This window comes from Lewinella cohaerens DSM 23179, assembly GCF_000379805.1.
Lineage (GTDB): Bacteria > Bacteroidota > Bacteroidia > Chitinophagales > Saprospiraceae > Lewinella > Lewinella cohaerens.
In genome coordinates this window covers 34,964-60,655 of sequence record NZ_KB903541.1, presented here as the reverse complement: position 1 = coordinate 60,655, position 25,692 = coordinate 34,964, and the positions used below count along the sequence as shown (strand labels likewise).

Below are 25,692 nucleotides of genomic sequence, written 5' to 3'. Positions count from 1 at the left end.
CCTCCCTCCGCTGTGCTTCGGGTCGGGTCGTCCGCCACTCGTTATTCACTCGGCCCTGCGGGCGCACCGGTGCCCGGTGCTGGCTCCCACCCCTGGCGCGACCCATCTTTTCACCCCCCTAATACGGATCGACGTCAATGCTGACGCGGACATTGCTGTAGCCTTGGGTTTGCTTGATTTGTTCGGTGGCGGCGTAGATGTGTTTTTTGGCAAATTTGATCTTCTGCGGGTTCATCTCCAGTTTGATGAGCACATCGAGCAGGTAGTAATTCCTGACGCGTCCAACATGGGGTACCGCAGGGCCCAGTACCCATTCCCCTAACTGCTGTTTGAGCCAGTGGGCATACAATTTCATAGCATCATTGACCACCTGCGGCTTCTTATGCTTGAGGGTAATCCGGATGAGGCGCATAAAAGGTGGATAAGCAAACTCGTGCCGCTCCTTTAATTCACGAGCATAGAAGGCCGCATAATCACCCTCTAGTACTTCCTTGATCACCGGGTGGGCGGTATTAAAAGCTTGGATAACCACTTTGCCCTGCCGGTGTTTCCGCCCTGCCCTACCAGCTACCTGCAACATCAACTGAAAGGCTCGCTCGGATGCGCGAAGGTCAGGAAATTGTAAGAGCTGATCGGCGCTGAGCACACCTACTACGCCTACCCGCTCAAAGTCCAGCCCTTTGGTCACCATTTGGGTACCTACGAGGATGTCGATTTTACCTTCTTCGAATTCGCCGATAATCTTGGCGTGTGCATTCTTGCCACGAACGGTATCCAGGTCCATCCTGCCGATCTTGGCGTCGGGGAGGAATATTTTCAGCTCATCTTCTATCTTTTCTGTCCCGAAACCCTGCATGGTCAAGCCCGTGCTGGCACAGGCCGGGCATTCCGTGGGGAGTTTGGTGCTGTAGCCACAGTAGTGGCACTTTAGCATTTCGTGAAACTTGTGATAAGTGAGGCTCACATCGCAGTTGACACACTCGGAATGCCACGCGCAGGTAGGGCAGCGATAGGTTGGAGAATACCCACGCCGATTCTGAAAAAGGATGGCTTGTTCTCCCCGTTCCAAGGCAGCTTTGAGTTCATCGATCAAGGTATCGGTAAAATGGTTGTACATGCGCTGCTCCAGCTGCGCTTTACGGGCATCGGCGATGATGATCTCCGGGAGTTCGATCCCGCCGAAGCGGTCGTTCATCACTACCAGGCCGTACTTTCCTTTTTGGGTATTGTGGTAGGTTTCCAGCGCGGGGGTAGCCGTACCTAGCAATACTTTGGCCCCAAACTGGTGTGCCAAAACAATAGCAGTATCGCGGCCATGATAGCGAGGATTGGGGTCACGTTGCTTGTAACTGGGATCGTGTTCTTCATCAACAATAACGAGGGAGAGTTCTTGATAAGGCAAAAACATGGCCGAACGCGGACCGACCACAGCCCCTTTGCCCGCTTGTACTTTTTGCCAAAGCTCAATTCGTTCGTTGTGATTGAGGCGCGAATGATAAACCATCACATCATCTCCCAGTACTTTTTGTACGCGCTCAATGATTTGGGTGGTCAGGGCAATTTCTGGTAATAGATAAAGAACTTGACCGCCTTTGGCGATGACCTCCTGCATCAGTTCCAAGTACACCCGCGTCTTTCCACTACCGGTAACACCGTGCAGTAATACGACGCCTTTGTCTTCAAAGTGGGTCTTTATTTCTGTTAATGCACGGGTTTGCTGCTGAGCAAGTGTGGATGCTTCCAGCGTATCTTCTTCATAGCTCCCTATGCGGCTAATTTCGCGTTCGTAAACTTCAAATATTTCCTTTTTGACCATTGCTTTGATGGCCCCATGATCTGCATTTGACTGTTGAATCAATTCTGATTGACGCACAAACTCTTGTTGCTTACTAGTTTGAATGTAAGCCAACAGCGCTGTTTCCTGCCTCGTAGAACGCGAGACCAGCTCGAAAGCGAGGTGCAAGCTATTAGGGTCGGAAGCATAAGGCTCCTGAAAACGAACACAAAGAATTTTCTTGGGTCGATATTTTTCCTTGAGATCTTCCTTGAGGTAGACAATGCGCTTGTCCAGCAAGCGACGGATAATCGGATATACGGTCTTTTGCCCGAGGATGTCCTGTAGGTCATCGATACTGAGCTCTTCCTGAATCGAAAGGGCTTCGGCAATCAGGTATTCTTTATCACTCAGCAAGGCTGGATCCTGATGAAAAAGTGGCCCGAGCGTTACGCGGGTTTCGCTGGTAAGTTTAAAGTTTGCAGGCAGTGCTGCATTCATTACTTCGCCCAAGGAGCAGAGGTAGTAACTTGCCATCCATCGCCACAGCTTGAATTGCTGCTCGGTAACGATGGGTACTTCATCGATGACACTGATGATGAGCTTGGGGTGCTGCTGCGTGGGTGCCTCCTGGTGTACCCGCATAACTAACCCTGTGTACAACTTACTTTTCCCAAACTGTACCTCTACCCTTACACCTACCTGTATTTCGGATACCAACTCTTCCGGTACTGCATAGGTATACGCCCGCGCAATGGCCAGCGGCAAGATGACATCTACGTAATAGCTCGTGGCGGAATGAACAGGATGTAAGTTTTCTTGAGACAAAGCGGGGAATTTAATACTAGGTATGAGGACTTTCTCAATGCGAGCTTATTTGAACCAAATGAGGTAATATAAGGACATGTAAGATTTCTTAGCTGTAAAGCTAGCGTTTTTGTCCAATAATTAAGTTCAAGTACTTGTCAAAAGTTATTTTTTGTTTCACAATTACGGACTCAATCGTACTAGTGCGATTAGCCCTCTAGCAGCTTCAGCGCCTCCCCCATCATTTCCTCTGCATCAGCCGATAGCAGTAGCCGCTCACCTTCTCGCTCCATTTCGTTTTGATAGAGGGGGAGTTCTGCCACAATACGGGCGTCGAGCGCACCGAGCGACCACAGCAAAGACTGCATGGCCCGCTCGCCTCGGGGAGTATGGGGCGTAAAAGTGATAGGCAGTACGGGCTTGCCTACTAATTCGCCAGAGCTGGCAATCCATTCCAGGGCATTTTTCAGGAGGGCCGGAAGATTATGAATGTATTCTGGTGTGGTGATGATAACCGCTGTAGCAGATCGGAGGGCCTGCCGCCATTCGACCACAGACGCTGGCCAAGGTGCGTGATCCAGAGCTGGCAAGAAAAGTGGCAGCTGAGACAATTCGGCAAAATGCGTAAAGCGATAATCGGGGAAGGCCGCAGCAATGGCTTCTAACAACAGCTGGTTGGAAGAACCGGGGCGAGCAGAGCCAGAGAGGGTGAGGATGTTCATCTTGGTTTGTTGGTTGTTGGTGCGAAGATACTTATCGATGGGGGTACAAACCTTGAATTCAGAGACAATACCTTCACATTTTTTGGTTAATCTAAATTGGCCTAGCGATGTGCAGCAGCTACCCGGCACGGGTAGGCCCGAAGGGCCGAGAGCTTGTTTGGGACTTGTTTCTACTACGAATCAAGATTTTACGAACCTGACTTCACTGCGAAATACTCACTTAACCCGCTAAACTCGAATTTCGCAGCTTCGCCAGAACCGTAACTCCTTGATTCTCGTGACGAAACCGCCCCAAACAAGCTCTGAGTGAATAACGAACTGCGCAACGTAGCGCCCGAAGGGAGGCCCCAAAGTCAAAAGGTGAAATATCACAGTTCTAAAAAATGCTTAATTTAGGTCTCAAATAATGACCGATCGGCTATGCTACCTATACTTACTTTCACACAACTTGCACTGACCACCTTTTGGGCTATCGTTTTTGTACAATCGGGCCTAGACAAGGTGCTGGATAGAAAGGGAAACCTCTCTTGGTTGAAGGGGCACTTTAAACACAGCCCCCTAAGGGGAATCGTGCCCTTGTTATTGAGTGTACTGACCATTGTGGAGCTTACTGCAGGCATACTTTGCGTGATTGGAGTTACCCAAATCGTCATTAGTGATGACCTGACGTTTGCGCAATACGGCATACAACTGTCTACGGTCGCATTACTGATGCTTTTCTTCGGTCAGCGCATGAGCAAAGACTATGAAGGAGCTGCTACTATTGCTACTTATTTTGCGGTAGCGCTATTGAGCCTTTACCTTATTGGATAACATAAGTAACTTAGTTTACCTCTCCGTTTTCTGAAAGGAGGATAGCGATTTGCCGCGTGGATTCGAAGCGGGCACACACGATGATCAACATCACCATAATGGGAACACTTAGTACCATGCCCAATACGCCCCAGATAGCTCCCCAGGCAATGAGGGACAGGATGACTACTAGCGGGCTAATATTGAGCGAATTGCCCATCATACGAGGCTCCAAAAAGTTGCCAACCAGCACCTGAATAAGCCCTACGCCCATCAATACCCATAGCCCTGCCCAAGGGTCGCCCTCTTGCAAAACAGCAATAATAGCGGGAAAGGTGGTTGCTATTAAAGAACCGATACTGGGGATATAATTGAGTAGAAAGATGACGATGGCCCAAAGTAAAGGGGTATCCACGCCCAGAATATTCATCACTATATAACTAAGGGTGGCCGTAATGAAACTTGTAAGGGTTTTGATAGAAATATAGTTACCAAAAGACGCATCAATCTTATTGACCAACTCCATCGTCTGTTGGTAGCGCTCTTCTTCCTTAAATAACAGGCGGTGCTTTACTGAAAAAGTTGATTCTTCCATCAGCAAAAATATGACATAAAGCACGATCATAAAGCCATCACCGAGTAATTGGCTTAAGCCATTGACTACCGGCTGCAAGATTTGGGTAAAATCAAAACTGCCCGTAAAATTCTGGATGTAGTCAATAAAGTCAAAGTTGAATTGCTGCTGGAGGTAGTCATTTAATACCGTCACGTTGGCCTCGTAGATAACAAGCTTGTCGGCAAAGGTGGCGATACTGCCTATAAGTAAGCGAGAAACAAAGGTGAGTACGCCAAAAATGATGACAAACACCAGTGTGTTTTGTAACCAACGAGGAAAGCGCCGCTTGATAAAGCGGTTGCGCGCGATAAAGTCTCGAATATCCTTGACGAGGTACCAAATCAATAATGCTACCACAAACGGTAGTAACAACACCTTGGTGACAACCAAAATGTAGACAATAGCAATCAGCAAAATAACGGTATGGGTAGTCTTGATCATAATTACAGCATAGCTTAAAGCTAAAGTACATGAATTGGGAGTAGTGGTCAAGGCTTTTTGGAAGCATCTTAACAATGTGGCGCTAATTACCGTCCAATTACGCACAACGAGTGTTCGATAACGAACATTTTTCGACACCAACCCGACTAACAATTCGACACAAATAACTAAAAGTCAAACACTTACACGTTTTGTCGATTTTCGGCACGCCACTTGCCTATTAATAAGCGAACCCGATCCTCTTTTCACCCGGAGGAAGACCAAAACCAAGAAAGATGAAATACCCGACTGTTGTTACTATCCTTTGCACCCTTTTCTTTTTGAACTTTAGCAATGATTGCCCTGAATGTGTCACCAGTGATACTTTTTTACTGAGCACCGAAGAAACGGTACTGCGTGATGAGCTTCGCCGTGAATTGGTTGCCGATCAACTGGTGGGCAATCATGAAGGTGTAAAAATTGAATTCGAATTCCACGACCTCTTCATCAACGAAGTTATTCCTACTGGTGGGCTAATGGCTAAATACCAGTCTTTGCTCCGGATGCACGGCATTGAGGCTGGCCCTCAACGGCAAGTGCTTATTTCGCCTAGTGGAAAGATTGAAATTGGAGATTATGACGACTGGGGCCAACTACTTGGTGCGCCTATCCGGCTTGGAAAAGCTGTGGCCAGCGCGAAATAATCTGCTCCTAAGAACCTCAATAATAAATACTACGCTCTATGTATCCAAATACGATGGAAGACCGCCCTTACCGCAAAGCGGCACCTAAACCTAGTTTACTTCACCGCCTGAGGGTGATGTTTAGTTTTTTATTTTAACTTTTGAACCACATAAGACACCTAAGGGCACCTAAGGTTTTTATTTTACACAATAGCCACATAGAATTTATGTACACACCGACGTAGGCAAAGCCGACGCCGAACGGGTTATCTTCATTAGCGATGTTGGGTGTAATTGTAGGAGGGTACCGATTGGGAGAGTTGCTGAAAATCGATGTTCATGGTTTTTACGCGGTGCCAGGCGGCCAGGGCTTCGCTGATTTGAGCAGGTTTACTCGCGCCTAATACGACCGATGATACGGCGGGGGAATTTAAGCAATAAGCTAGTGCTAACCCTGAAAAATCTTGCTTGCTCACTTGTTTAAGCATTTCGGCTTGTACCTTTTCAACTTGTTCCGTGCTGTGACTGAGATATGACTGAGGAGGCTTGCCCGCGAGCAGTCCTTTGGCCAATGCTCCTCTGACCAAAACTCCATGATTGGCTTGCTGGAGATGGCCAAGTACAGCCTCTTCCGGCCGCCGATCCAACAGGCTGTACTGCGACATACAGCTTACTCCCTGAGACAGGGCCGTCCATTTACGGATGGTATTCGGGCGGATGCTGGAGATTCCATAAGCACGGATTTTTCCCTGAGATTTTAATAACTCAAAAGCTTCGATGACTTCTTCGAGTGGATCATCGATGGTACCGCCGTGCAGTTGATAGAGGTCAATGTAATCGGTGCCCAGGCGTTGTAGGCTGGCCTCGACGGCGGTCAGGATGTACGCCTTACGCGGCACCCAATCCCAGCCGCTACCATCTTCTCTCCATCGGTTACCGACTTTGGTGGCAATGACGACCTCCTTGCGGATAGATGCTAAGGCTTTGCCGACGATGCGTTCATTCTCCCCTTTATCATAAAGATCGGCCGTATCGAAAAAATTGATGCCACCTTCCAGCGCTGTTTGAATAATTTTCGTACCCTCCGCAGCGGAAGGGAAAGACATGCCACCAAGTGCAATGCGGGAAATACTAACAGAGGAAGAACCGAGGGTAGAAAAATCCATCATGTGCTTGAAAAATTCAGGGTTATTAAAAATTGTTACAGGAAAAAAAACTGTCTGAAAACAGACCAAAATCAAGCATAATTCTCTTTTTATGTCAACAACTTTGGCCAACGAATAGTTACTTAACTTGTAAAAGCTAAACTAATTCTTTATTATAATGAAAAAGCAAGCCATCTGGAATGGGCAAATTGTTGCGGAAAGTAACGACTTGGTGCGTCTCGAAGGAAATTATTACTTTCCTGCCAATAGCCTAAAGCAAGAATTCATCAAAGAAAGCAATACCCATACCGTTTGCCCATGGAAAGGTACTGCTTCCTATTATTCTTTGGAAGTAAACGGACAAACTAATACCGACGCCGTCTGGTATTACCCTAGTCCCAAAGATGCTGCTAAAGAAATCACGGATCGAGTTGCCTTTTGGAGAGGCGTAGAAATAAAGGATGCCTAATAAGGCCTTTTATTGCGCAGAAAACAATCACCCAACAATTATGACAACAGCCCCTACCCTAGCCAGCGCAAAACGCTATCTCCTCCGTTATCAGCAAATTCGGCAGTGGAGTGTGCAATTGTGTACACCTCTTTCTGCGGAAGATTATGTGGTGCAACCGATTGGTGATGTGAGTCCGCCGAAGTGGCACCTGGGACATACGACCTGGTTTTTTGAAAACTTCATCCTTCGAGAACACCTTGACGATTATCAGCTATTCGATGAACGCCTAAACTGGTTCTTCAATAGCTATTACGAAAGTCAGGGGCCGCGAATTTTACGTACCAGTAGGGGTAACATGACGCGGCCATCGACGGCAACCATTCTTGCTTACCGCGAATATGTGGATAAAAACCTGGCCGAATTACTGGAACAGTACCAAGAAAAATTGCCTAAAGAGTTGGCACAGCTTCTGGAAATAGGATTGCAACATGAACAGCAACATCAGGAGTTATTGATGACGGATATCAAATATATCCTGGGTACGAATCCGCTCTATCCGGCTTATCAGCAAGGTGAGGAACCTATCGAAAATCGGTCATTTCCTGAAAGCTGGATCAACGTCGAAGCAGGCCTCTACCCAATCGGTCACCAGGGTGATGGCTTTTGTTGGGACAATGAGCTGAGTCGACACCAGGTTTATCTCGATCGTTTTGCTTTAGCAAAACGGTTGGTCACTAATGCTGACTACTTGGCTTTTATGCAAGACAAGGCCTATGATCGTTTTGAACTGTGGCAGATGGAAGGTATTGAATGGGCCCGGCAATTAGATATCAAAGCCCCTCTGTACTGGTATGAACAAGATAGTGCATGGTTCCATTATACCCTCAACGGCTTACAACCTATCGATTTGGCAGCTCCGGTTACGCACATCAGTTTTTTTGAAGCAGATGCTTATGCTCGCTGGGCAGGTCATCGCTTGCCTACTGAGCAAGAGTGGGAGGTCGTTTGCCAACAGCAACATCCTGAAATCCCCACCAACGCCAATTTTGTTGAAGACAAAAACTGGCACCCGATTGCACCAACCAGTGATGAGGACGATCAACTGCTAGGCAATGTTTGGGAATGGACCAACAGTGCCTATCTTCCTTATCCGCGGTACCCTAGACCCGAAGGGGCATTGGGCGAGTACAACGGTAAATTCATGATCAACCAGATGGTATTACGCGGAGGTTCTTGTGCTACACCGCGTTCTCATATTCGGGCAACCTACCGCAACTTTTTCCAAACCGATAAACGTTGGCAGTTTACGGGCATCCGCCTAGCCAAAGACCTTGATTAACTTGAGGTTACAGGATAAAAGGTTTTTTACAAGCCCAAACCGACACTTATTTACCGTACGTCGTACAGTAATTTACTGCGTCTAACAAATATTGCGCAAAAAACAAATTGAGCATTCTTTGCCTCTTAAATTTTCCCGTATGAATTCTACATCCAGCCCTACAATTACCGAAACCAGCACTTTTGCTGTTGATATTGAAGAAGGCCTCAGCAACTACCCCAAGCAATTATCAAGCAAATATTTTTATGATGCCGTTGGTGATCAACTTTTTCAGGATATCATGGCTATGCCGGAATATTACCTCACCAACGCTGAACATGATATTTTCACTCGGCAAAAGGCAGCCATCCTTGAAGCATTTGGTGACACGACCTTTGAATTGATTGAACTGGGTGCTGGTGATGGAACCAAGACCAAAATCTTACTGGAGTATTTTCTCCAACAAGAAGCAGATTTCACTTATCGGCCAATTGATATCTCCGGAAATGTTTTAAAACAACTGGCCGATGATTGCGCACAACAATTCCCAAAACTTAAGGTCGACGCCGTAAAAGGAGATTACACCAAAGCTCTTTCTCTGATTAAAGAAGAAGACAATCACCGGCGAAAAGTTGTACTTTTTTTAGGTGGCAATATTGGAAACTTCCCTTTACCTAATGCTAAAACATTTATCAGAGAGTTAGCAACTTGCCTTTCCCCTGGCGATTTGCTGCTCACGGGTTTTGACCTCAAGAAAGATCCTAAAGTTGTACAACTAGCCTATGATGATCCAGCCGGTATCACCGCAGCCTTCAACCTCAATTTACTAACCCGGATCAATAGAGAATTGGGTGGTGAATTCGATCTTGATAAATTCATGCATTGGGAAACGTATAACCCCCTAAATGGTGAAGCTCGCAGCTACATTGTAAGTAAAGAAGATCAATTGGTGCAAATTGAGCAGTTACAATTAAGTGTACATTTTGCGGCCTGGGAAGCCATTGCCGTAGAAGTATCCGCCAAATACAGTGAACGCGACATCGCCGAACTGGCCGAAGAAACCGGCTTTGTGGTCAACCATAATTTTGTTGATCAAAAAGCCTATTTTGTGGATAGCCTTTGGGAATTGAAACAATAAATATGATTGCAGCTCACCATATCGAACAAGTTCATTATTCACCTGCCAGTGAGTTGGTTCCTTATGTGAGTTCCTATTGCCATTACAAATTAGAAAGCCATTTACAAGGAGACACCCTGTTTTTCCTACCTGAAGGAATCGTCGAGATTATCTTCCAGCATGGAGCACATACCCACTATACCCACCCCATCAGTAAAGAATGGCTCTCGCGTGAGGAGGCATTTGTAGGCGGCTTGCATACCCGAGCTTACCAAATGAAAATTAGTGAACCCGGATTTGCCTTTAGCATTCGATTCCGTGCAGGCGCTTTTGCTCATTTTGTAAAATTGCCCGTTCACGAACTAAAGAATCAACTATTGAGCCCCGGCCTCATTTGGGGAAAGGCAGGGCAAGAGTGGCAGGATAAATTAGTACTGACCAACAATATCAAGCAGAAACTTGAGCTTACTGATCAATTTCTGCAAAGCCAGTTTAGCGCGTGTTCCCCCTTTCCTACTGCGGTTTTGCAAAATTTCATCCACCAACAAAATGGTCATTGCAAGGTAAGTGACCTGGCCAAGATAGCCTACCTGAGTCCGGCTCAGTTTCGGCACCGCTTTAATGCTCATTTCGGGGTTCCACCCAAAACTTATTTGCAACTCTATCGGCTAGGCCGGGTAAAACATCTTCAGGCAACAACCACTAACTTACGGGACTTAGCTTTTCAATTGGGCTATTATGACCCCTCCCATTTCCACAAAGAAGTGCAACTTATTACCGGGCTTTTGCCAAAAAACTTCTGCCAGCAGCAGGGATAATTCTATACCCGTTATTAGGTGCCAGGTATAGAACCAGCGTTTTTTACAATTACATTGCTTTGAAACTGCCTAAATTGGTCAAAACAATCGATTTATGTGGCAACGAACGTTCATTATGGCCTTTTTCCTCCTTCCTTTACTGCTTGGCGCGCAAGGAAATATTCTATCCACTTATAGTCAAGGTAAATACAGTGATTGTCTGGCAAATTGTAAGGAACAACTTGAAGCAAACCCGAAAGATTCCATGGCCTTATACATTCAAGGGCTCTGCCTGATCCAGGCACAGGATTACAAACCAGCCCTGAAAAGTTTAGAAGCCGCCGCTGAAAATAACTTTCAGCCAAGTGCAAATGTACAAATGCAGCAAGCGCGCTGTCTTGCTCAATTGGGGAAGCAAGAAGAAGCGCTGGATTTGCTCGGCAAGCTCGTTAAAGAAGGATTTAGTAGCTACCAGGCTTTTGAGCAAGAGCAATTCGACGTTTTTTCTCATCAAGAGCACTTTCAAAGCCTAAAAGACAGTGTTCATCGGCGGGCATTCCCTTGCTTTTATGATCCCTACTATACGCATTTCGATTTTTGGTTAGGGGAATGGGATGTTTTTGTCGGAGACATCAAAGTCGGCGAAAATAGCATCACCAAGCAGGAAGGAGGCTGCTCCGTTTTAGAACAATACTCTACGGCACGCGATTACGTAGGGCAAAGCCTCAATTTTTATGATCCATCAGATGGCCTGTGGAAGCAACTTTGGTCAGACAATACGCAAGGGCTGACCAAATACATAGAGACAGAACGCCGGCCAGGCTACCTTCAATTCATCTCAGAATCCAGTAGTACTCCTGCCAACAATGGCACCCTTCGGATGACCTTTACCCTACAGGAAGACGGATCTGTGCGACAATTTATAGAACAAAAACAAACCCCGGAAAGTGAATGGCAAAGTGCCTTTGATGGGAGATACGTGAAGCGAGAAAATAAGAATTAGAAAACGGTCTTTGAGACAAAGTCATCACCCGACTTTATTAGTATAAACACGAGAACATGAGTCATCCCGAATTTTGGCTAAGGCTAAAATCCAGCCTGACTTTAATTTAGAGAGGGTCATTATAATAGCTGAAAGGAATGATTTATCTGACTTTTTTGTAAGAAACCCCATAGATTTCACTAATAGAAATCACGGGGTTTCGTTTTTAACGATAACTTTTGCGGTTGGTCAGCACGGATTTTGATGACAATCAAAATTCGGGATGACTATAAACGGTAGCTATTCTCCTTCAGTTTCAAATCCCTATACCTTCTACCTTTAATCCTTCTACTACTTTCGGCGAATGCCGAAAGTCCAGTTTAGAACTTGTTGGGGAATTTTATTCCGTACCTTCACAATCAAGAATTGCGCAGAAAACAAAGTGTGTTTTTCCTCAAGCTTTCCAAATAGTTAAAACGCTTAAAATGAAGCGCTTATTCAACTATTGTAAAAAACAAAAACACACTTTATTTTCGTGCTGTTTCCAATAATATAATCACCCAAATTGTCTCTGCATGGATTTTCTGCGTACCCCTGACCAACACTTTCAAAATTTGCCGGGATGGACTTTTCAGCCTAACTATATTGAATGGAATGGGATGCGTATGCATTATATTGACGAGGGCGAAGGGGAAACCATTTTGCTCCTTCACGGTGAACCCAGTTGGTCGTACCTCTACCGCAAGATGATCCCGGGTTTAGCGAAAAACCATCGAGTAATTGCTTTTGATTGGTTGGGCTTTGGCCGATCCGACAAGCCCACGCAGATTAGTGATTATACCTTTGATTTCCATTTCCAGAGCTTTCATCACTTGCTAGACCAGCTCCAGCTCAAGGATATCACCTTGGTTGTTCAAGACTGGGGAGGCTTGCTGGGTTTACCAATGGTGGGCCAACGACCTGAGTTATTCAAGCGACTGGTCATCATGAATACCTTTATTCCCGATGGAACAGAACCTGGTAGTAAAGCTTTCAATATCTGGAGGACTTTTGCCTTGAAATCGCCTGTTCTTCCCATTGGTAGAATCATTTCGCAAGGAACGCATCATCCGCTAGATCGTGCTGTACGCAAAGCCTATGATGCGCCTTTCCCCAATGCTAAATACAAGGCAGGAGCCAGGGCTTTCCCTGCATTGGTACCAATGACACCCGGCGACCCGGCAGTGCCCTACATGAAGAAAGCCAGAGAGGTACTGGGGCAATGGCAAAAGCCTTGCTTGGTAGCCTTTTCCGACAAGGACCCTATTGTTGGTGGTGCCCGTGGCTTTTTTGCAGACCTCATCCCTACTGCGGAAGGCCTGCCCGATAAAAGAATTAAAAACGCCGGCCACTTCCTCCAGGAAGATGCCGGCGAAGAGATTGTAGAACATATCCTGGCCTTTATGGACAGACATGTTTAGCCTTTTATCATCAAATCACTGTATGATTAACTACCATATTGTACTGTACTGCTTCTGTCAGGTCTTTCAAATTGAAATGGCCATAGGGAGCAGACCCATAAGATTTCTGCCCTGTTTGTCCTGGCAGTTTACAAGTATTCTTGCCATAGACGATACACCCGTACCCCACAATTTGATCTGCGGATGACCAAATACTGTAGCGGTAAGCCCCCTCGTAAGCAGAAGAGCTATTCAGGTCGACCAAATAATCGGAAACGCCATAAGGGCCATACCATCCCCACATGTAACCAGGATAAAACCCATTGACATCATCACAAGTAGGTACGCCGCTTGCGTAATAGCAACTCACCAGGCCCTGATTGGCGCCGGCTATGCCTACGAAAGCATCCACACTGCTGGTCAGGGAGCTACCCACGGAATAGGAACCACCATCGTTGGGATCGTAACCAGAACCGCCTTTTACTGCCTTACGGCCCAAAGTTACCCCCATGGAATGGCCAATGATATCCACTTTGCTCGCGCCGGTATATGCCAAAACGGCTTCCACAAATTTGCGGATACGCATTACATTTTCTTTGGAATGATAATTATTTGCAGCGCTGGATGCATCTGCATCACCCCATGTAATGGCATACAGTTCAGCCTCGGTATAGCCCTGACCGAGGAAGTAATTCAGTGACTCTGTCCAACCGCTTTGCCCGAATTGGGTACCCACGGCTTTATCAGAATTACCGTGAATGAAAATTACGGGTTGCTTCGTTACAGGGGTATTATTATTCGTTTTACCACCATAGCTATCTCCCACAATATCGGTACGCGAAAAATTGTAACTGCCATAACCATTAGCCGACAGCCAACTTTGAAAATGAGGGGTAAGCGTAGCACCTGTTGGCACGGACCTGCCTTCGGAAGGAATAGACAAAGCCCTGGTATCGTAAGTCGAAAGGCTGGTTTCTTCCCAGTAATCTTGTTCTGTGCTTAAATCAGGGCCTGTTCGCTCAGTTGCTTCTTCTGGCTTCTCACAGGAGAGCAGGAAAAACAGTAAAAAAACTAAGCCAACTTGCAAGCTATTGGAATAAAACATGGACAATTAGTTTGGTTAAGGAATTATTTTTCGCACAAATCGCGATTGTAAAATATTATTCCAAACCCAAACCACCAATCTCTTTATCGTTGAAAAACAGTCACTTAGGCAAAACAGGAAGGGTAGACTTTTTGCGAATATCGTCCACAAAAAACCACACAACCAACTCACTATCAGTCAATTAATCTAAAAAAAAGAACACCATCGACTTCTTAACAGGATCAGATACCTCAAATGAGCGGGATAGAACACAGATTTAACGAATCTGACGGATTTAACACGGATTTTAAATTTGTGGCAAGCTTTAAATAAGGGGCGCTAGATGAAATCGTTTGGGGCTGAATACTTAAGGCGTGGCTTTGACTTCAGTCCGAGCGGGAAGATATTGCGATTGTGGCCGGACTGAAGTCCAGCCTACCCTTTTCCAACCAAACGATTTCATATAGCACCAAATAACTGGAACTATCGCAAAATTTGCGCTTCAACACCACCCCAGAGTTGTTCGAATTCCGCGTAGCCGTTTGCTAAAAGGAAAAGTTGTTGGTCTTTGCGCAACAAAACGGTAGGGTATCCCCGAACACCCCATTGGCGATTCAGTTGAAATTCTGCCTTTGTAGCAGCTATCGTTTCCTCACTGTGAAAGCGCTTCAGAAAGGTTTCATAATCTAGGCCTAAGTTGCTACAAATTGGAGCATAAAAAGCATCGGTCGCAGGGTCTTGATTTTGCACATAAAAGTGGTGTTGCACCAACTCAAAGAAACGATGCTCCAAGGTAGGGTCCATTGTGCGGGCTGCGACTACTGCCCGACAGCTGGGCTCGGTATCATAATTGAAGGATTCGCGCTCGAAAAGCGAATACCCAAAAGGCTGGCCACTGCGCTCATTCACTTCCTCCCAGTGATGCTTGAGAAAGTTTTGAAACTGCTCATTCCAAGGATCGCCACCGCCGGGCCGTAAACCACCTACCACTATTCGGAAAGGAATGCCCTCTTGCGCAGCACGTTGCTCTAATTTATGCAATGCAGGGGAGATTCCCCAACACCAGGAACACATTGGATCGCCTACATAAATAATTTCTACACCGTCTTTTTGCTCCACGGCAAGCTTATCGCTTTCCACTTCAGGAATGACACAGAGGCCCGTTTCCGGATCACAAAAGAAAGGCGTATCAGATTGGGCATTGCTCATGATCAGGCAGGAGTTAAACAGTATTATTAGTAAGAAAATCCTCATGCCTTAATAAGATGATATCGCTTGAAATTGTTTAGCGCTGGTACATCTTCTGCAAAGAAATTTAAACCATATAAGGAATTATAAGAGCATATAGCTTTCTCTTTTGAGGCATCAAAGAGGTTTTCTTTGATGCCTCAAAAGGAATAAAAAAACCTTAAGTGCCCTTGGTGGTTCAAAATATACTACTCCCCTTCTTTTGTTTCGATCCTTTTCAAGAATGTCCTAACCCGATAAAGTCGATAAACGCCAATCATTAAAACCAGAGGAGAGAGGATTACCAGCGCCATGCCCAGGCTATGAATTTCGTGAAGTATTTCCAGTTTCATCACCGCAAAGCCACTGCTTAGAAAGACCATGAAGGTTCTGAAATAGGCCAAGAAAGTGCGTTCGTTGGCCATTTTGGTGCGTTCAAGGGCTAACAAATCTGTATTATTTAGATGAGCCATTTTTTTGTATTAAGGATGCTTGGTTTTATTTCACAAAAGTGATGCTCCAAATACCGCGCAAATCTCCTGGTGCATAGCCAATAGCCTCGTCTTCAGGGTAAAGTCTTTTGATCAAGTCGTAATCTTCCTGCTTTAGGGTTTCTCCCAGTTTACCGTGGCATTTCAAGCAAGCTTCACTCAGAAGAATCGGGGCGTAAAAAGCTACGTCTCCTGCACTGTTGGTCTCCACTAAAGGTTTTAAGACTTCTCCGGCAGCAAATTTAGCGTGGTATTGATCCAAGGCCTTTTTCTCTGCTGCCGTGGGTGCATCTTTGGGTTGACGAATTTTTAACGATGTCCGTCTGATATTTACCTGATGTGCTTCAGATAGGCTGTCAATCAAAGGCAATCCGGCAATGTTACAATATTGTACTGCTTCCGGGACGCCTCCTTTTTTCATTGCTGCCATCAAGCGCCCTGATAATGCCTTGAAAGATGCCGCCACAATTTCTGCTCCTTGTTCCAGGTAATATTCATCGGAATTTACCATCTGCTCTTCCTCCTGCTCTTGGGAGGCTGATTGGTTGGTACAGGTTGCGAGTACACCGATTATTACGGCGATGCTGAGAAAGTAAAATAGATTTTTCATAGTCCTATTGTTGCGCAAAAAATGAATTTATCTTTCTCTCAATTTTTGCAATAGCAGACACACTTAGCCTTCTACTACAAAACGAATGATAAATTCATTTTTGTACTGTCTTTTATTACTTCTTGGGCGGCTCCTGTTCCGTTTTGCCAAACCCATAGACCGACTGGGTCGTAAAATTGTCAGGAAAAGACTCTATACCCGGAAAACCTAACCTAATATCCTGTCCACTGTGTGGAATGTAAGCCGTTTTGAAAATATAATCCCATATCGCTAACGTAATCCCAAAATTGACCCCGAAGTGGCGCTCTTTGGGCAACTCATAAGCATGGTGCCAAATGTGCATTTCCGGGCTATTGAACACGTATTTCATTAGTTTGCCTAACAACAGGCTTCCAGCTATAGCTGAACCCAGCACAATCCCCAAACTCGTAATTAGCGACGGGTCTTGAACGAGGCTCACATCTAACAGGCCTTGTGAAACGATAATTCCCAACAGGGCCCCTAATATTCCTCCTGTAAGATAACCACTCACGCTGATATTGGAATGATTGTAATGTCCCCAAGCCAAGGTAAAAATGTGGATGATAAAGAAATCGTAAAGCCCAATACCGAGCAATGCCAGCGGAATGTATTCCAGCGTACGGTAAACAATATTTTCCATCCAGTGGTAACGCAAATGAGCAGCAAAGCCCATCTCCTCTACCGAATGGTGTACTTTATGGAACTCCCACAGCCGATCCGAACGGTGTAACAAACGATGAATCCACCACTGGACAAAATCGCGAACGACAAAACCTACCAATAGAATAGCCCATAACGGAAATTCATTCAGCGGATTTTGCGCCTGTAAGTCAAAACCTCCAGTAATTGCTTTGATACCATCGTTGAAGAGGTTGACAACGACATTAGACGCCGCGCTGTAAATGATCAGTGAAAATAGGAAGAAATTGAAAAACATATAAAAAGCATCCAGCCAAAAATCTTTGCGCAGAGTAGCCTGTTTTTTCCGCCAGGGAATGGCCACTTCCAGCAGTAAAAAGAAGACAGAAACGGCGATCAACCAATAAAAATAGTTGTCCCAGCCAGGGCGCGTTATCTCGTGCAAAAGATAATTCCCGTAACCGGTATAGCCCTGAATGAATAAATCCCAGTATTTTTCCACAGTTTTTCTATCTTAAATTTGATGGATATGGATGATCAAGAAAGATAAAATTAATAGCCTTCTTCTATTTTTCCTGTGATGTGCATCACATTTTAGGGTAAATAAAATAATCAACCTTTACCTATGAATCCTGCTCTTACCATAAAAACCGTTTCGGAAACAGAGCTTCCACTACTTCGTAATCTAGCAGAAGAAACCTTTGTAGAAGCATTCGGCCCAGTGAACACACCCGAAAACATGTCCCAATACGTCTCTAAAGCCTTTGCTCTTGAACAAGTACGAGCCAGTTTCTTCCAAGAGGGCGTATCCTTTTTTATGGCCTGGAAAGACGGAGAGGCCATTGCCTACTTAAAACTCAATGAAGGAGCTGCACAAACAGAGCAATCCCTGGAAAACACCCTGGAAATAGAACGAATTTACGTAAAAGCTACCCACCAGGGGCAAAATATCGGGCAACAGCTCTTAACCTTTGTAATGGAAAAAGCTAGGCAAGAAAACAAGTCCTCTGTTTGGCTCGGTGTATGGGATCAAAATGAGGCGGCCATCCAGTTTTATAAGCGCCATGGATTCTCTACTTTTGACCAGCACGAATTTTACTTGGGCAGTGATTTGCAAAATGACCTCCTGATGAAAATCAAACTATAACTTATGTCAACTGCAATAATTATCGGTGCTGGCCCTGGCCTCGGGCTCGCGCTGGCCGAAAAATTTGGCCAAAAAGGTTTTTCTATCGCCCTATTGGCTCGGAGTGAAGAAAACCTTAGTGCTTTTGCCAAAATACTTGAAGAACAAGCAGTTTCAGTCAGCACCCACGTGGTTGACGCCAGTGACTTCAAAGCTTTGCGGCAAACGTTGCGCGGCATTGCACAGAAAAACACCGTGGAGGTCGTGATCTACAATGCGGTAAAAAAGCAATTCAATAGCCCACTCCAATTAGATGTTGAAGAAATGGTAGATGCCTACCGGATGGATGTCGCTGCTGCGCTGCTGAGTGTACAAACCATCCTTCCCTTTATGCAAGAAAATGATCGCGGGACTTTTCTATTTACCGGAGGCGGCGCAGCCCTCCATCCATGGATGCAAGCGCCGACGATTAGCATTGCAAAAGCAGGTATTCGCAGCTTGGCTTTCATGCTGGCGGAGGAACTACAGGAAAGCCCTATCCAAGTGGGGACGGTCACTATTTTTGGCACCATTAAAGAAGGAACGGCCTTCGATCCTCACAAGGTCGCAGATACCTATTACCAGCATTATCAACAAGGAGTACCAGAGGTGGAGGTGCAGTTTAAAGGGTCGTAAGACTTAAAGCAAAATGGGAAATGGGTTCCGAGCAATCGGGAGGAAGTGGGAAATTGGCCAACGTAGAGGCGTCGCACCGATACGTCTGTAGATGTGATGCCCGCTGGCAGGACCTGTATTTATAGTTCTCCAAAGTAGGATTTGTGATTTTTGACCTGCTCTTTTTACCCTTCGCTGCGTTGAAAAGCCTCGCCAACTCGCTGCGTTGCCTACGTTTCGCTTCGCGGCTTCTTCGAGGTTTCGCCTTGCGGATGGAAAAAATAGCGTCTTCAAATTCTCACAAATCCTACCTTGACGAACTATAGACTTAGGGCGCAAGGCAGCGCCTGGAGCGCGGGGCCGGGACGGACCAAGGACAAGGGGTGGCAGCGGTACCGCAGGTAATAGCGAACAACCCGGTGCCGTAGTGGCGTTTGCACAGCAACGCCGCTACCGGCATGGCCCCTTATATACCCGTTACTTAGTGCCGGGTATAGATCAGGTTTAGGCAGAAGTCAAGCAGCTTTTCAATAAAAATAAGTCTACCACTTGCATGTACTAACCAAAGTGTTTAACTTTGTGGTTAAATATGGCACAAGACAAAGAAACATTGATCCTGGAAGTAGCCCGCAAACACTTTGTACAAAAGGGGTATGCCGCTACACGCACACAAGATATCGCTGATGAAGCAGGTATCAATAAAGCTTTATTACACTACTACTTCCGATCGAAAGAGAAGTTGTATCACGAGATTACGGTACGGATTCTAGATACCATACTACCGCGATTTGCTAAAGCCCTGGCTACAGAAGGAACGTTTTGGGAGCGCTTGGAAGTCATCGTCACTTCGTACGTCGACTTATTTCAGGAGCAACCCGATATACCGTTTTTCATCATGTCGGAATTATCACAAAAACAAGCCCGGTTTGTCGAAGAGCTAAAGAAAAGAAGTCATCATTTTCCAGCAGTACAGGGTTTTGTTTTAAGCATGCATCAAGAAATGGAGGCGGGTAATATCCGTAAACTACCACCCGCGCAGTTGATGCTTAATATTATGGGAATGACCGTTTTTCCTTTTATCGCCAAACCCATATTTTGTACTGTTTTTGAATTTTCTGACAATGATTTCTCTACTCTCATGGAAGAACGTAAAGACATCATTATGAACTTCTTAAAAGCTGCGTTAAAGAACGATTGATTTTTTTTGGGCTTCTATTAACCAAAAAGTTAAAACACAATACTAAGACGATGATCTTACGAAAATATTATTGCTTCTTACTTCTACTGACAACTGGATTGGTTAATGCCCAGGAAGCAACAGTGACGACGCTTTCCCTTACCGAAGCTTACGATATACTGGAAGAGCGCTATCCATTACTACGCAACGGAGCCTTGCTTGAGCAAATAGCACAAAACCAAAGTGCACAGATCGACGCTGAGAGTAAGCCCGCCATTTCGCTAAAAGCAGATGGGCGCTTGCAATCGGAAACCATCAACCTGGAAAGCGACAACCCCATGTTTCCACTGAACATCAGTCGCCCGCTGGTCAGTGTTCAAACCTACCTGGAGGCTTCGTACTTATTACTAGACGGTGGCCTCAAAGAGGCTCGTCAAAATCTGGTTGCTGCTCAAGTGAAGACGGAACTTCAACAACAGGAAGTCGACCGTTTCCAGCTCCGTGAACGCGTCAACCAGCTGTTTCTCGTAATCAGTGCGCTTCGTGAACAGGAGGTCTTGTTTGATTTGTCGTTGAAAGACCTCGCGGCCCGGCAAGAGCAAGTTCAGGCCGGTGTAGAATACGGCGTATTGCTACAAACGGAATTGACACAACTATTGGTCAAAGAGCAAGAAATTCTGGCGCAGCAAGACAACCTAATCTATCAGACGACAGGAGCTATTCAAAGCCTGGAACAATTATTAGACCTACAACTCAGCCCTACCGTTACCTTGACTTATCCGCCAATGGGGTCAACGGACATTCTTCCCGTTATCCAACGTCCCGAGCAGCAACTTTTCCAATTAAAACAGGAAGCTGTCTTGGCACAGGCTCAGCTGGTCGACAGTGAGCGCAAGCCCAAACTACAAGTCTTTGCTCAAGCAGGTGTTGGTTACCCAAATCCACTTAACCTCCTCGACGGCAATGTCGCTCCTTATGGCATCATCGGCGCAGGATTTAGCTGGAAACTCGTCGACTGGGATAAAACCCGTTTGCAAAAAGAAACGCTTCAATTACAAGCTACCCAACTCCAAAATGCCCGTGAAACTTTTGAATTCAACCTGAGTCAAGGGGAGGCACGCTACCTCACAGAGATAGACCGCATCAATGCGCAGATTATCCGCGACGAAAAAATAGCCACCCTCCAAGCAGAGATCCTGGAACAAATGGCCGTTCAGCTGGATGAAGGCGTCATTACCTCTGCCGATTACGTCAATCAACTCAATGCCGAATTACGAGCACGCCAAAACAAGGCGGTTCACGAGGTTCAGCTATTGCAAACGCAGTTGAATTTTTGGAGCAATCGGGGAGGGTTTTGAAATCGGAAGTCGGAAGTGGGAAGTCGGAAAGCGGAAGTCGGAAATAATGAGATACACGTAGAAGGAGAAGGAGAGCACGCCACTCGCTAATACAAATACTTCCGAGTTTGAAGTCGGAAAGCGGAAGTCGGAAATAATGAGATATACGTAGAATGAGAAGGAGAGCACGCCACTCGCTAATACAAATACTTCCAACTTCCCACTTCCGATCTCCCACTTTGAAAAAGTGGTTCTAAACTGAACAACAATCAAACTAACTTAACAAACGTCAGGATAACGTTTTAATAATTAGCTAAAAATGAAAAATACATATCTTCTCTTCTTGATCACCCTCTCCTTCACTGCTTGCAAGCAGGAAGCCGCCCGGTCCGATGCTTACGGAAATTTTGAAGCGACCACCATATTGATTAGCGCAGAAGCTAATGGCCAGCTTACGGCATTCCCCATTGAGGAAGGGCAAAAAATAAAGGAAGGGCAATTCCTCGGCCTTGTGGATACTACCCTCCTTCATTTGCAACGCGAGCAGGTGCGTGCCCAGATAGGCACCTTACCGGCTAAATTGCGAAACAGTCTGGCCGAGATTGAAGTACTCGACCGGCAACAAGACAACCTGGAACGCGAGCGGGATCGGGTAGCACGCCTGGTAGAGAAAAAAGCCGCCACACCCAAACAGTTTGATGACCTAAACGGAGAACTCACGGTGCTCAAGCAACGTATCCAAGCCGTACGCAGCAATACCAACACGGCCAACGGAGCTATCCTTGCAGAAAAACAACCCATGCTGGCACAAATGGCACTGCTGGATGAACAAATACGACGAGCTTACCTTTACAGCCCGGCCACAGGAACCGTGCTCACCAAAATGGCACAGGCCGGTGAAATGGTAGGGATCGGTAGCCCCTTATTCCGACTAGGGCAATTGGATACCATGCGCCTGCGCGCTTATACCAGTAGCAACCAACTACAAAATGTGTCCCTTGGCCAAAAAGTAGAAGTACTCGTAGATGAAGGCCAAGAGGCTTACCGCCAACTCAGTGGTACGATCAGTTGGATTGCTGCTCAGGCAGAGTTTACCCCCAAAACCATCCAGACTAAAGAAGATCGTGTCAACCTTGTTTATGCATTTGAGGTCCTCGTACCTAATCCGGAAGGCAAGCTTAAAATCGGTATGCCCGCAGAAGTGAATTTTACCCCTAGTAGTACTCAAGCCACAAACCAATAACTATGGGAGCGGTAAAAATCGAGCATATCAGTAAAAGTTTCGGGGACCAATCAGCCCTCAAGGATATCAATCTCGACATTGCGGCGGGCACCCTCTTTGGGCTCATCGGGCCGGATGGTGCTGGCAAATCTACCTTGTTTAAAATCCTCACCAGCTTGCTTATTCCTGACGATGGAAAAGCTACGGTGGCAGGGCTGGATACGGTGGCCGATTATAAACAGATTCGTAGGATCATTGGCTATATGCCAGGCAAGTTCTCGCTTTACCAAGACCTTACGGTTGAAGAAAACCTAAATTTCTTCGCGACGATCTTCGGAACGACCATTGAGGAAAACTATCACCTCATCAAAGATATTTACGTACAGATCGAGCCTTTTCGTAAACGAAGAGCAGGGAAGCTCTCGGGCGGGATGAAGCAAAAACTGGCCCTTTGCTGTGCCCTGATCCACGAACCAGAAGTCCTTTTCCTGGACGAACCCACCACGGGGGTTGACGCCGTGAGTAGAGCCGAATTTTGGGATATGCTCCAACGGCTGAAAGAACACGGTATCACCATTATCGTAAGCACCCCTTACATGGATGAAGCCTCCCGCTGCGAGGAGATCGCCCTCATCCAGAATGGCCAAATTCTCCAGGTCGATACCCCCGACAATATTCGGGAAAGTTACGAACAGCCCCTTTACGCCGTTAAAGCAACATCTTTCTACCAGCTGATAAAAGACCTGAGGGCAGCGCCCTTCACCAAAAGAGTAGAACCTTTCGGCGAATACCTGCACCTGACCACCAGTGGCTACTTCCCAGAAGAAGCTATCTACAACCTACTGAAAGAAAAGCACCACGAACAGATCGAAGTAAAACGCATCGACGCCACTATAGAAGATGTGTTTTTGGAGCTGGCGGGGTAAAAGGTGCGGAGTGCGGGGTGCGCACAAACGTGAGGAACGAGTACAACCGCGAAGCTGGCAAAAGCCGGAGGAGCACAAAACAAAACCAATGTCCTACGCAATAGAAGCACAAAACCTGACCAAGCGATTTGGAGATTTCACCGCCGTAGATGCGATCTCTTTCAACGTGGCACAAGGCGAAATATTTGGTTTCCTGGGCGCCAACGGCGCGGGCAAAACCACAGCCATCAAAATGCTGATCGGACTGAGCCGCCCCACCGAAGGCGACGCTTCCATTGCAGGCTTTGATGTTTATCGAGAGACGGATCAGATCAAGGAAAACATTGGCTACATGAGTCAAAAATTCAGTCTTTATGAAGATTTGACGATTGCCGAAAACATCCGCTTTTATGGTGGTATTTACGGGCTCAGTCGTAAGAGGATAAAGACAAAGACGACTGAGATAATACAGGAACTCGGGTTGGAAGAATATGTAAATCGGCTGGTCGGTGACCTCCCCTTGGGGTGGAAACAACGCCTGGCTTTTGCCATCGCAGGAGTACATGATCCCAAGATCATCTTCCTCGACGAACCCACTGGGGGCGTTGACCCTGCTACCCGTCGGCAGTTTTGGGAGATGATTTACGAGGCCGCAGACCGGGGCGTAACCATTTTCGTTACCACCCACTACATGGACGAAGCCGAATATTGCAACCGTATCAGTATCATGGTTGACGGGAGGATTGAAGCTCTTGGAAGCCCCGCTGAATTAAAGCAACAATTCCAAACGGACTCTATGGACGAGGTCTTTTTGAAATTGGTTCGCGCCTGATGAATCCATTTGGTTGTGCTGAATGGTTCTTAGGTTGGCTTTTTTAGCCGCGGAGACGCGGAGACACAGAGATTTTTATTATGAAATCTTCTAAACTCCGCGCCTCGGAGCCTCCGCGGCTAGCTCTTTTTGAACGTAAAAACTCCTGGTTAGGACTCGACGCATCGCGTCTCTAAAAACAGAAAAATGATCAAGATATTCCTGGCGTTTGTACGCAAAGAGCTGTTCCATATCCTGCGGGACCCCAGAACCCTGGCCATTCTATTTGGTATGCCAGTGGCCTTGGTGTTGATCTTTGGGTATACCGTCACCAACGAATTCAAGGATGCCTCCGTAGCGATATTCAACGAAGCCAATGATGACCTTAGCTACCAGTTAGTCGATCACCTCACGGCATCGGGCCACTTGAAGCTGGTCACCTCCGTTCGTACTACGGCAGAGTTGGAGCAAGCCTTTCAGTCCAACCAAGTCAAAATGGGCATTGTCATTCCTGCTGGTTTTGAAGACGATTTTTTTCGTCAGCGCAAAGCCGATGTTCAGCTCATTGCCGATGCCACCGAACCCAACTACGCCACCACGCTCACCAGCTACGCGCGACAGATGATTGCCACCTTTCAGCAAAACCAGAACGGCACAAGTGGCGTGCAACCTTACCAAGTCAGTACCGAAATTCGCATGTTCTACAACCCTCAATTAGAGGGTGCCTACAACTTTGTTCCTGGCACGGTAGCACTCATTCTCATGCTTATTTGCGCCATGATGACCTCCCTCACCATTGCCAAAGAAAAAGAAACAGGCACGATGGATCTCCTGCTGGTATCCCCGCTACCGCCAATTGTCATTATTCTGGGAAAAGTAACCCCCTACGCCATACTCTCCTTTATCGATGCCATCATTGTCCTCTTTCTTGGCTACTATTTATTTGATGTGCCCGTCCGTGGCAGTTTGGTGCTTTTGCTTGCCTTAGTTCTCCTTTACCTGCTGGTAGCGCTGGCGCTGGGCGTACTGATATCTACCAAAGCGCCTACCCAGCAAACGGCCATGATGACCTCTATGTTTGCGTTGCTCATGCCTACAATGTTGCTCAGCGGGTTCCTCTTTCCTATTGCCAGTATGCCTAGCTTACTACAATATATTTCGAAGATTATCCCCGCAAAGTATTTCATCCAGATCGAGCAGGCCATTATGCTCAAAGCTGCAGGTTGGGACGCCGTTGCCTTTCCCGCCCTCATTTTATTCATTATGCTCATTGTACTCCTCACTGCTGCTTGGCGCAATTTCCAGGTCGTTTATAAATAAGCCTT

The 25,692-nt window shown here is 46.3% G+C and carries 25 protein-coding genes; 16 read left to right on the top strand and 9 right to left on the bottom strand.

Features of this window, described 5'->3' with window-relative positions; translation table 11 throughout:
- Positions 1-118: 118 nt before the first annotated feature.
- Both priA and A3EU_RS0110830 read right to left on the bottom strand, forming a co-directional pair.
- Positions 119-2,602, bottom strand: coding sequence for a replication restart helicase PriA (gene priA / locus A3EU_RS0110835; protein WP_020536183.1), 2,484 nt, complete (start codon positions 2,600-2,602; stop codon positions 119-121).
- 188 nt (positions 2,603-2,790) lie between these two features.
- Complete coding sequence (locus A3EU_RS0110830; protein ID WP_020536182.1) at positions 2,791-3,303, bottom strand: NADPH-dependent FMN reductase; 513 nt, start codon at positions 3,301-3,303, stop codon at positions 2,791-2,793.
- Between the two features lie 420 nt (positions 3,304-3,723).
- Here A3EU_RS0110830 and A3EU_RS0110825 point away from each other — a divergent pair, with 420 nt between their 5' ends.
- Entirely contained in the window at positions 3,724-4,116 is a 393-nt protein-coding gene (locus A3EU_RS0110825) for a hypothetical protein (protein ID WP_020536181.1), read from the top strand.
- A 10-nt stretch (positions 4,117-4,126) separates the two neighbouring features.
- On the opposite strand, the gene A3EU_RS0110820 is transcribed toward A3EU_RS0110825, so the two are convergent.
- Positions 4,127-5,152 carry an AI-2E family transporter gene (locus A3EU_RS0110820; RefSeq protein WP_044085709.1) on the bottom strand — a complete coding sequence of 342 codons (1,026 nt, stop codon included), beginning with the start codon at positions 5,150-5,152 and terminating at the stop codon, positions 4,127-4,129.
- Positions 5,153-5,427: 275 nt separating this feature from the next.
- Between A3EU_RS0110820 and A3EU_RS0110815 the strand changes: the two genes are divergently transcribed.
- Positions 5,428-5,835 carry a hypothetical protein gene (locus tag A3EU_RS0110815; protein ID WP_020536179.1) on the top strand — a complete coding sequence of 136 codons (408 nt, stop codon included), beginning with the start codon at positions 5,428-5,430 and terminating at the stop codon, positions 5,833-5,835.
- A 254-nt stretch (positions 5,836-6,089) separates the two neighbouring features.
- On the opposite strand, the gene A3EU_RS0110805 is transcribed toward A3EU_RS0110815, so the two are convergent.
- Positions 6,090-6,983 (bottom strand): aldo/keto reductase, encoded by an 894-nt coding sequence (locus A3EU_RS0110805; protein ID WP_211213923.1) that lies wholly within the window; start codon positions 6,981-6,983, stop codon positions 6,090-6,092.
- 154 nt (positions 6,984-7,137) lie between these two features.
- Between A3EU_RS0110805 and A3EU_RS0110800 the strand changes: the two genes are divergently transcribed.
- From A3EU_RS0110800 to A3EU_RS0110775, 6 genes are all read left to right on the top strand, one after another.
- Positions 7,138-7,428, top strand: a complete 291-nt coding sequence (locus A3EU_RS0110800; protein ID WP_020536176.1) for a DUF427 domain-containing protein — start codon at positions 7,138-7,140, stop codon at positions 7,426-7,428.
- Between the two features lie 40 nt (positions 7,429-7,468).
- Positions 7,469-8,749 carry an ergothioneine biosynthesis protein EgtB gene (egtB, locus tag A3EU_RS0110795; protein WP_044085741.1) on the top strand — a complete coding sequence of 427 codons (1,281 nt, stop codon included), beginning with the start codon at positions 7,469-7,471 and terminating at the stop codon, positions 8,747-8,749.
- A gap of 139 nt (positions 8,750-8,888) precedes the next feature.
- Positions 8,889-9,866, top strand: coding sequence for an L-histidine N(alpha)-methyltransferase (gene egtD, locus A3EU_RS0110790; protein WP_020536174.1), 978 nt, complete (start codon positions 8,889-8,891; stop codon positions 9,864-9,866).
- 2 nt (positions 9,867-9,868) lie between these two features.
- Positions 9,869-10,663, top strand: coding sequence for a helix-turn-helix domain-containing protein (locus A3EU_RS0110785; RefSeq protein WP_026211333.1), 795 nt, complete (start codon positions 9,869-9,871; stop codon positions 10,661-10,663).
- Between the two features lie 94 nt (positions 10,664-10,757).
- Positions 10,758-11,645 (top strand): tetratricopeptide repeat protein, encoded by an 888-nt coding sequence (locus tag A3EU_RS32705; RefSeq protein WP_020536172.1) that lies wholly within the window; start codon positions 10,758-10,760, stop codon positions 11,643-11,645.
- 554 nt (positions 11,646-12,199) lie between these two features.
- Positions 12,200-13,084, top strand: a complete 885-nt coding sequence (locus tag A3EU_RS0110775; protein WP_020536171.1) for a haloalkane dehalogenase — start codon at positions 12,200-12,202, stop codon at positions 13,082-13,084.
- A 10-nt stretch (positions 13,085-13,094) separates the two neighbouring features.
- Here the strand turns inward: A3EU_RS0110775 and A3EU_RS0110770 are convergent, their stop codons facing one another.
- The 5 genes from A3EU_RS0110770 to A3EU_RS0110750 form a co-directional block, all read right to left on the bottom strand.
- A complete protein-coding gene (locus tag A3EU_RS0110770; RefSeq protein WP_020536170.1) occupies positions 13,095-14,168 on the bottom strand; it encodes a lipase family protein in 1,074 nt (357 codons plus the stop codon).
- 462 nt (positions 14,169-14,630) lie between these two features.
- Complete coding sequence (locus A3EU_RS0110765) at positions 14,631-15,356, bottom strand: DsbA family protein (protein ID WP_020536169.1); 726 nt, start codon at positions 15,354-15,356, stop codon at positions 14,631-14,633.
- A gap of 227 nt (positions 15,357-15,583) precedes the next feature.
- The gene (locus A3EU_RS0110760) at positions 15,584-15,847 is read right to left on the bottom strand and encodes a DUF202 domain-containing protein (protein ID WP_020536168.1); all 264 of its coding nucleotides are present in this window, start codon (positions 15,845-15,847) and stop codon (positions 15,584-15,586) included.
- Positions 15,848-15,872: 25 nt separating this feature from the next.
- A complete protein-coding gene (locus A3EU_RS30065) occupies positions 15,873-16,475 on the bottom strand; it encodes a Tll0287-like domain-containing protein (RefSeq protein ID WP_020536167.1) in 603 nt (200 codons plus the stop codon).
- Positions 16,476-16,590: 115 nt separating this feature from the next.
- Entirely contained in the window at positions 16,591-17,637 is a 1,047-nt protein-coding gene (locus A3EU_RS0110750) for a sterol desaturase family protein (protein WP_020536166.1), read from the bottom strand.
- A gap of 123 nt (positions 17,638-17,760) precedes the next feature.
- On the opposite strand from A3EU_RS0110750, the gene A3EU_RS0110745 reads away from it, so the two are divergent.
- The 8 genes from A3EU_RS0110745 (at position 17,761) to A3EU_RS0110710 (ending at position 25,687) form a co-directional block, all read left to right on the top strand.
- Positions 17,761-18,282, top strand: coding sequence for a GNAT family N-acetyltransferase (locus A3EU_RS0110745; protein WP_020536165.1), 522 nt, complete (start codon positions 17,761-17,763; stop codon positions 18,280-18,282).
- A gap of 3 nt (positions 18,283-18,285) precedes the next feature.
- Entirely contained in the window at positions 18,286-18,936 is a 651-nt protein-coding gene (locus A3EU_RS30060) for an SDR family NAD(P)-dependent oxidoreductase (RefSeq protein WP_020536164.1), read from the top strand.
- 568 nt (positions 18,937-19,504) lie between these two features.
- Positions 19,505-20,113, top strand: coding sequence for a TetR/AcrR family transcriptional regulator (locus A3EU_RS0110735; protein ID WP_020536163.1), 609 nt, complete (start codon positions 19,505-19,507; stop codon positions 20,111-20,113).
- Positions 20,114-20,163: 50 nt separating this feature from the next.
- The gene (locus A3EU_RS0110730; RefSeq protein ID WP_020536162.1) at positions 20,164-21,450 is read left to right on the top strand and encodes a TolC family protein; all 1,287 of its coding nucleotides are present in this window, start codon (positions 20,164-20,166) and stop codon (positions 21,448-21,450) included.
- A 298-nt stretch (positions 21,451-21,748) separates the two neighbouring features.
- Complete coding sequence (locus A3EU_RS0110725) at positions 21,749-22,672, top strand: HlyD family secretion protein (protein ID WP_020536161.1); 924 nt, start codon at positions 21,749-21,751, stop codon at positions 22,670-22,672.
- Between the two features lie 2 nt (positions 22,673-22,674).
- The gene (locus tag A3EU_RS0110720) at positions 22,675-23,577 is read left to right on the top strand and encodes an ABC transporter ATP-binding protein (protein WP_020536160.1); all 903 of its coding nucleotides are present in this window, start codon (positions 22,675-22,677) and stop codon (positions 23,575-23,577) included.
- 88 nt (positions 23,578-23,665) lie between these two features.
- Positions 23,666-24,388 carry an ABC transporter ATP-binding protein gene (locus A3EU_RS30055; protein WP_020536159.1) on the top strand — a complete coding sequence of 241 codons (723 nt, stop codon included), beginning with the start codon at positions 23,666-23,668 and terminating at the stop codon, positions 24,386-24,388.
- A 186-nt stretch (positions 24,389-24,574) separates the two neighbouring features.
- Positions 24,575-25,687, top strand: a complete 1,113-nt coding sequence (locus A3EU_RS0110710; RefSeq protein WP_020536158.1) for an ABC transporter permease — start codon at positions 24,575-24,577, stop codon at positions 25,685-25,687.
- Positions 25,688-25,692: the final 5 nt, after the last annotated feature.

Bases quoted from the DNA above. Each gene is read 5' to 3' on its own strand.
- A3EU_RS0110785 (WP_026211333.1), top strand. From the start codon at position 9,869: ATGATTGCAGCTCACCATATCGAACAAGTTCATTATTCACCTGCCAGT.
- A3EU_RS0110735 (WP_020536163.1), top strand. From the start codon at position 19,505: ATGGCACAAGACAAAGAAACATTGATCCTGGAAGTAGCCCGCAAACAC.
- A3EU_RS0110745 (WP_020536165.1), top strand. From the start codon at position 17,761: ATGAATCCTGCTCTTACCATAAAAACCGTTTCGGAAACAGAGCTTCCA.
- A3EU_RS0110820 (WP_044085709.1), bottom strand. From the start codon at position 5,152: ATGATCAAGACTACCCATACCGTTATTTTGCTGATTGCTATTGTCTAC.
- A3EU_RS32705 (WP_020536172.1), top strand. From the start codon at position 10,758: ATGTGGCAACGAACGTTCATTATGGCCTTTTTCCTCCTTCCTTTACTG.
- A3EU_RS30060 (WP_020536164.1), top strand. From the start codon at position 18,286: ATGTCAACTGCAATAATTATCGGTGCTGGCCCTGGCCTCGGGCTCGCG.
- A3EU_RS0110800 (WP_020536176.1), top strand. From the start codon at position 7,138: ATGAAAAAGCAAGCCATCTGGAATGGGCAAATTGTTGCGGAAAGTAAC.
- A3EU_RS0110770 (WP_020536170.1), bottom strand. From the start codon at position 14,168: ATGTTTTATTCCAATAGCTTGCAAGTTGGCTTAGTTTTTTTACTGTTT.
- A3EU_RS30055 (WP_020536159.1), top strand. From the start codon at position 23,666: ATGTCCTACGCAATAGAAGCACAAAACCTGACCAAGCGATTTGGAGAT.
- A3EU_RS30065 (WP_020536167.1), bottom strand. From the start codon at position 16,475: ATGAAAAATCTATTTTACTTTCTCAGCATCGCCGTAATAATCGGTGTA.
- egtD (WP_020536174.1), top strand. From the start codon at position 8,889: ATGAATTCTACATCCAGCCCTACAATTACCGAAACCAGCACTTTTGCT.
- A3EU_RS0110830 (WP_020536182.1), bottom strand. From the start codon at position 3,303: ATGAACATCCTCACCCTCTCTGGCTCTGCTCGCCCCGGTTCTTCCAAC.
- egtB (WP_044085741.1), top strand. From the start codon at position 7,469: ATGACAACAGCCCCTACCCTAGCCAGCGCAAAACGCTATCTCCTCCGT.
- A3EU_RS0110825 (WP_020536181.1), top strand. From the start codon at position 3,724: ATGCTACCTATACTTACTTTCACACAACTTGCACTGACCACCTTTTGG.
- A3EU_RS0110765 (WP_020536169.1), bottom strand. From the start codon at position 15,356: ATGAGCAATGCCCAATCTGATACGCCTTTCTTTTGTGATCCGGAAACG.
- A3EU_RS0110805 (WP_211213923.1), bottom strand. From the start codon at position 6,983: ATGATGGATTTTTCTACCCTCGGTTCTTCCTCTGTTAGTATTTCCCGC.
- A3EU_RS0110775 (WP_020536171.1), top strand. From the start codon at position 12,200: ATGGATTTTCTGCGTACCCCTGACCAACACTTTCAAAATTTGCCGGGA.
- A3EU_RS0110720 (WP_020536160.1), top strand. From the start codon at position 22,675: ATGGGAGCGGTAAAAATCGAGCATATCAGTAAAAGTTTCGGGGACCAA.
- A3EU_RS0110710 (WP_020536158.1), top strand. From the start codon at position 24,575: ATGATCAAGATATTCCTGGCGTTTGTACGCAAAGAGCTGTTCCATATC.
- A3EU_RS0110760 (WP_020536168.1), bottom strand. From the start codon at position 15,847: ATGGCTCATCTAAATAATACAGATTTGTTAGCCCTTGAACGCACCAAA.
- A3EU_RS0110730 (WP_020536162.1), top strand. From the start codon at position 20,164: ATGATCTTACGAAAATATTATTGCTTCTTACTTCTACTGACAACTGGA.
- A3EU_RS0110725 (WP_020536161.1), top strand. From the start codon at position 21,749: ATGAAAAATACATATCTTCTCTTCTTGATCACCCTCTCCTTCACTGCT.
- A3EU_RS0110815 (WP_020536179.1), top strand. From the start codon at position 5,428: ATGAAATACCCGACTGTTGTTACTATCCTTTGCACCCTTTTCTTTTTG.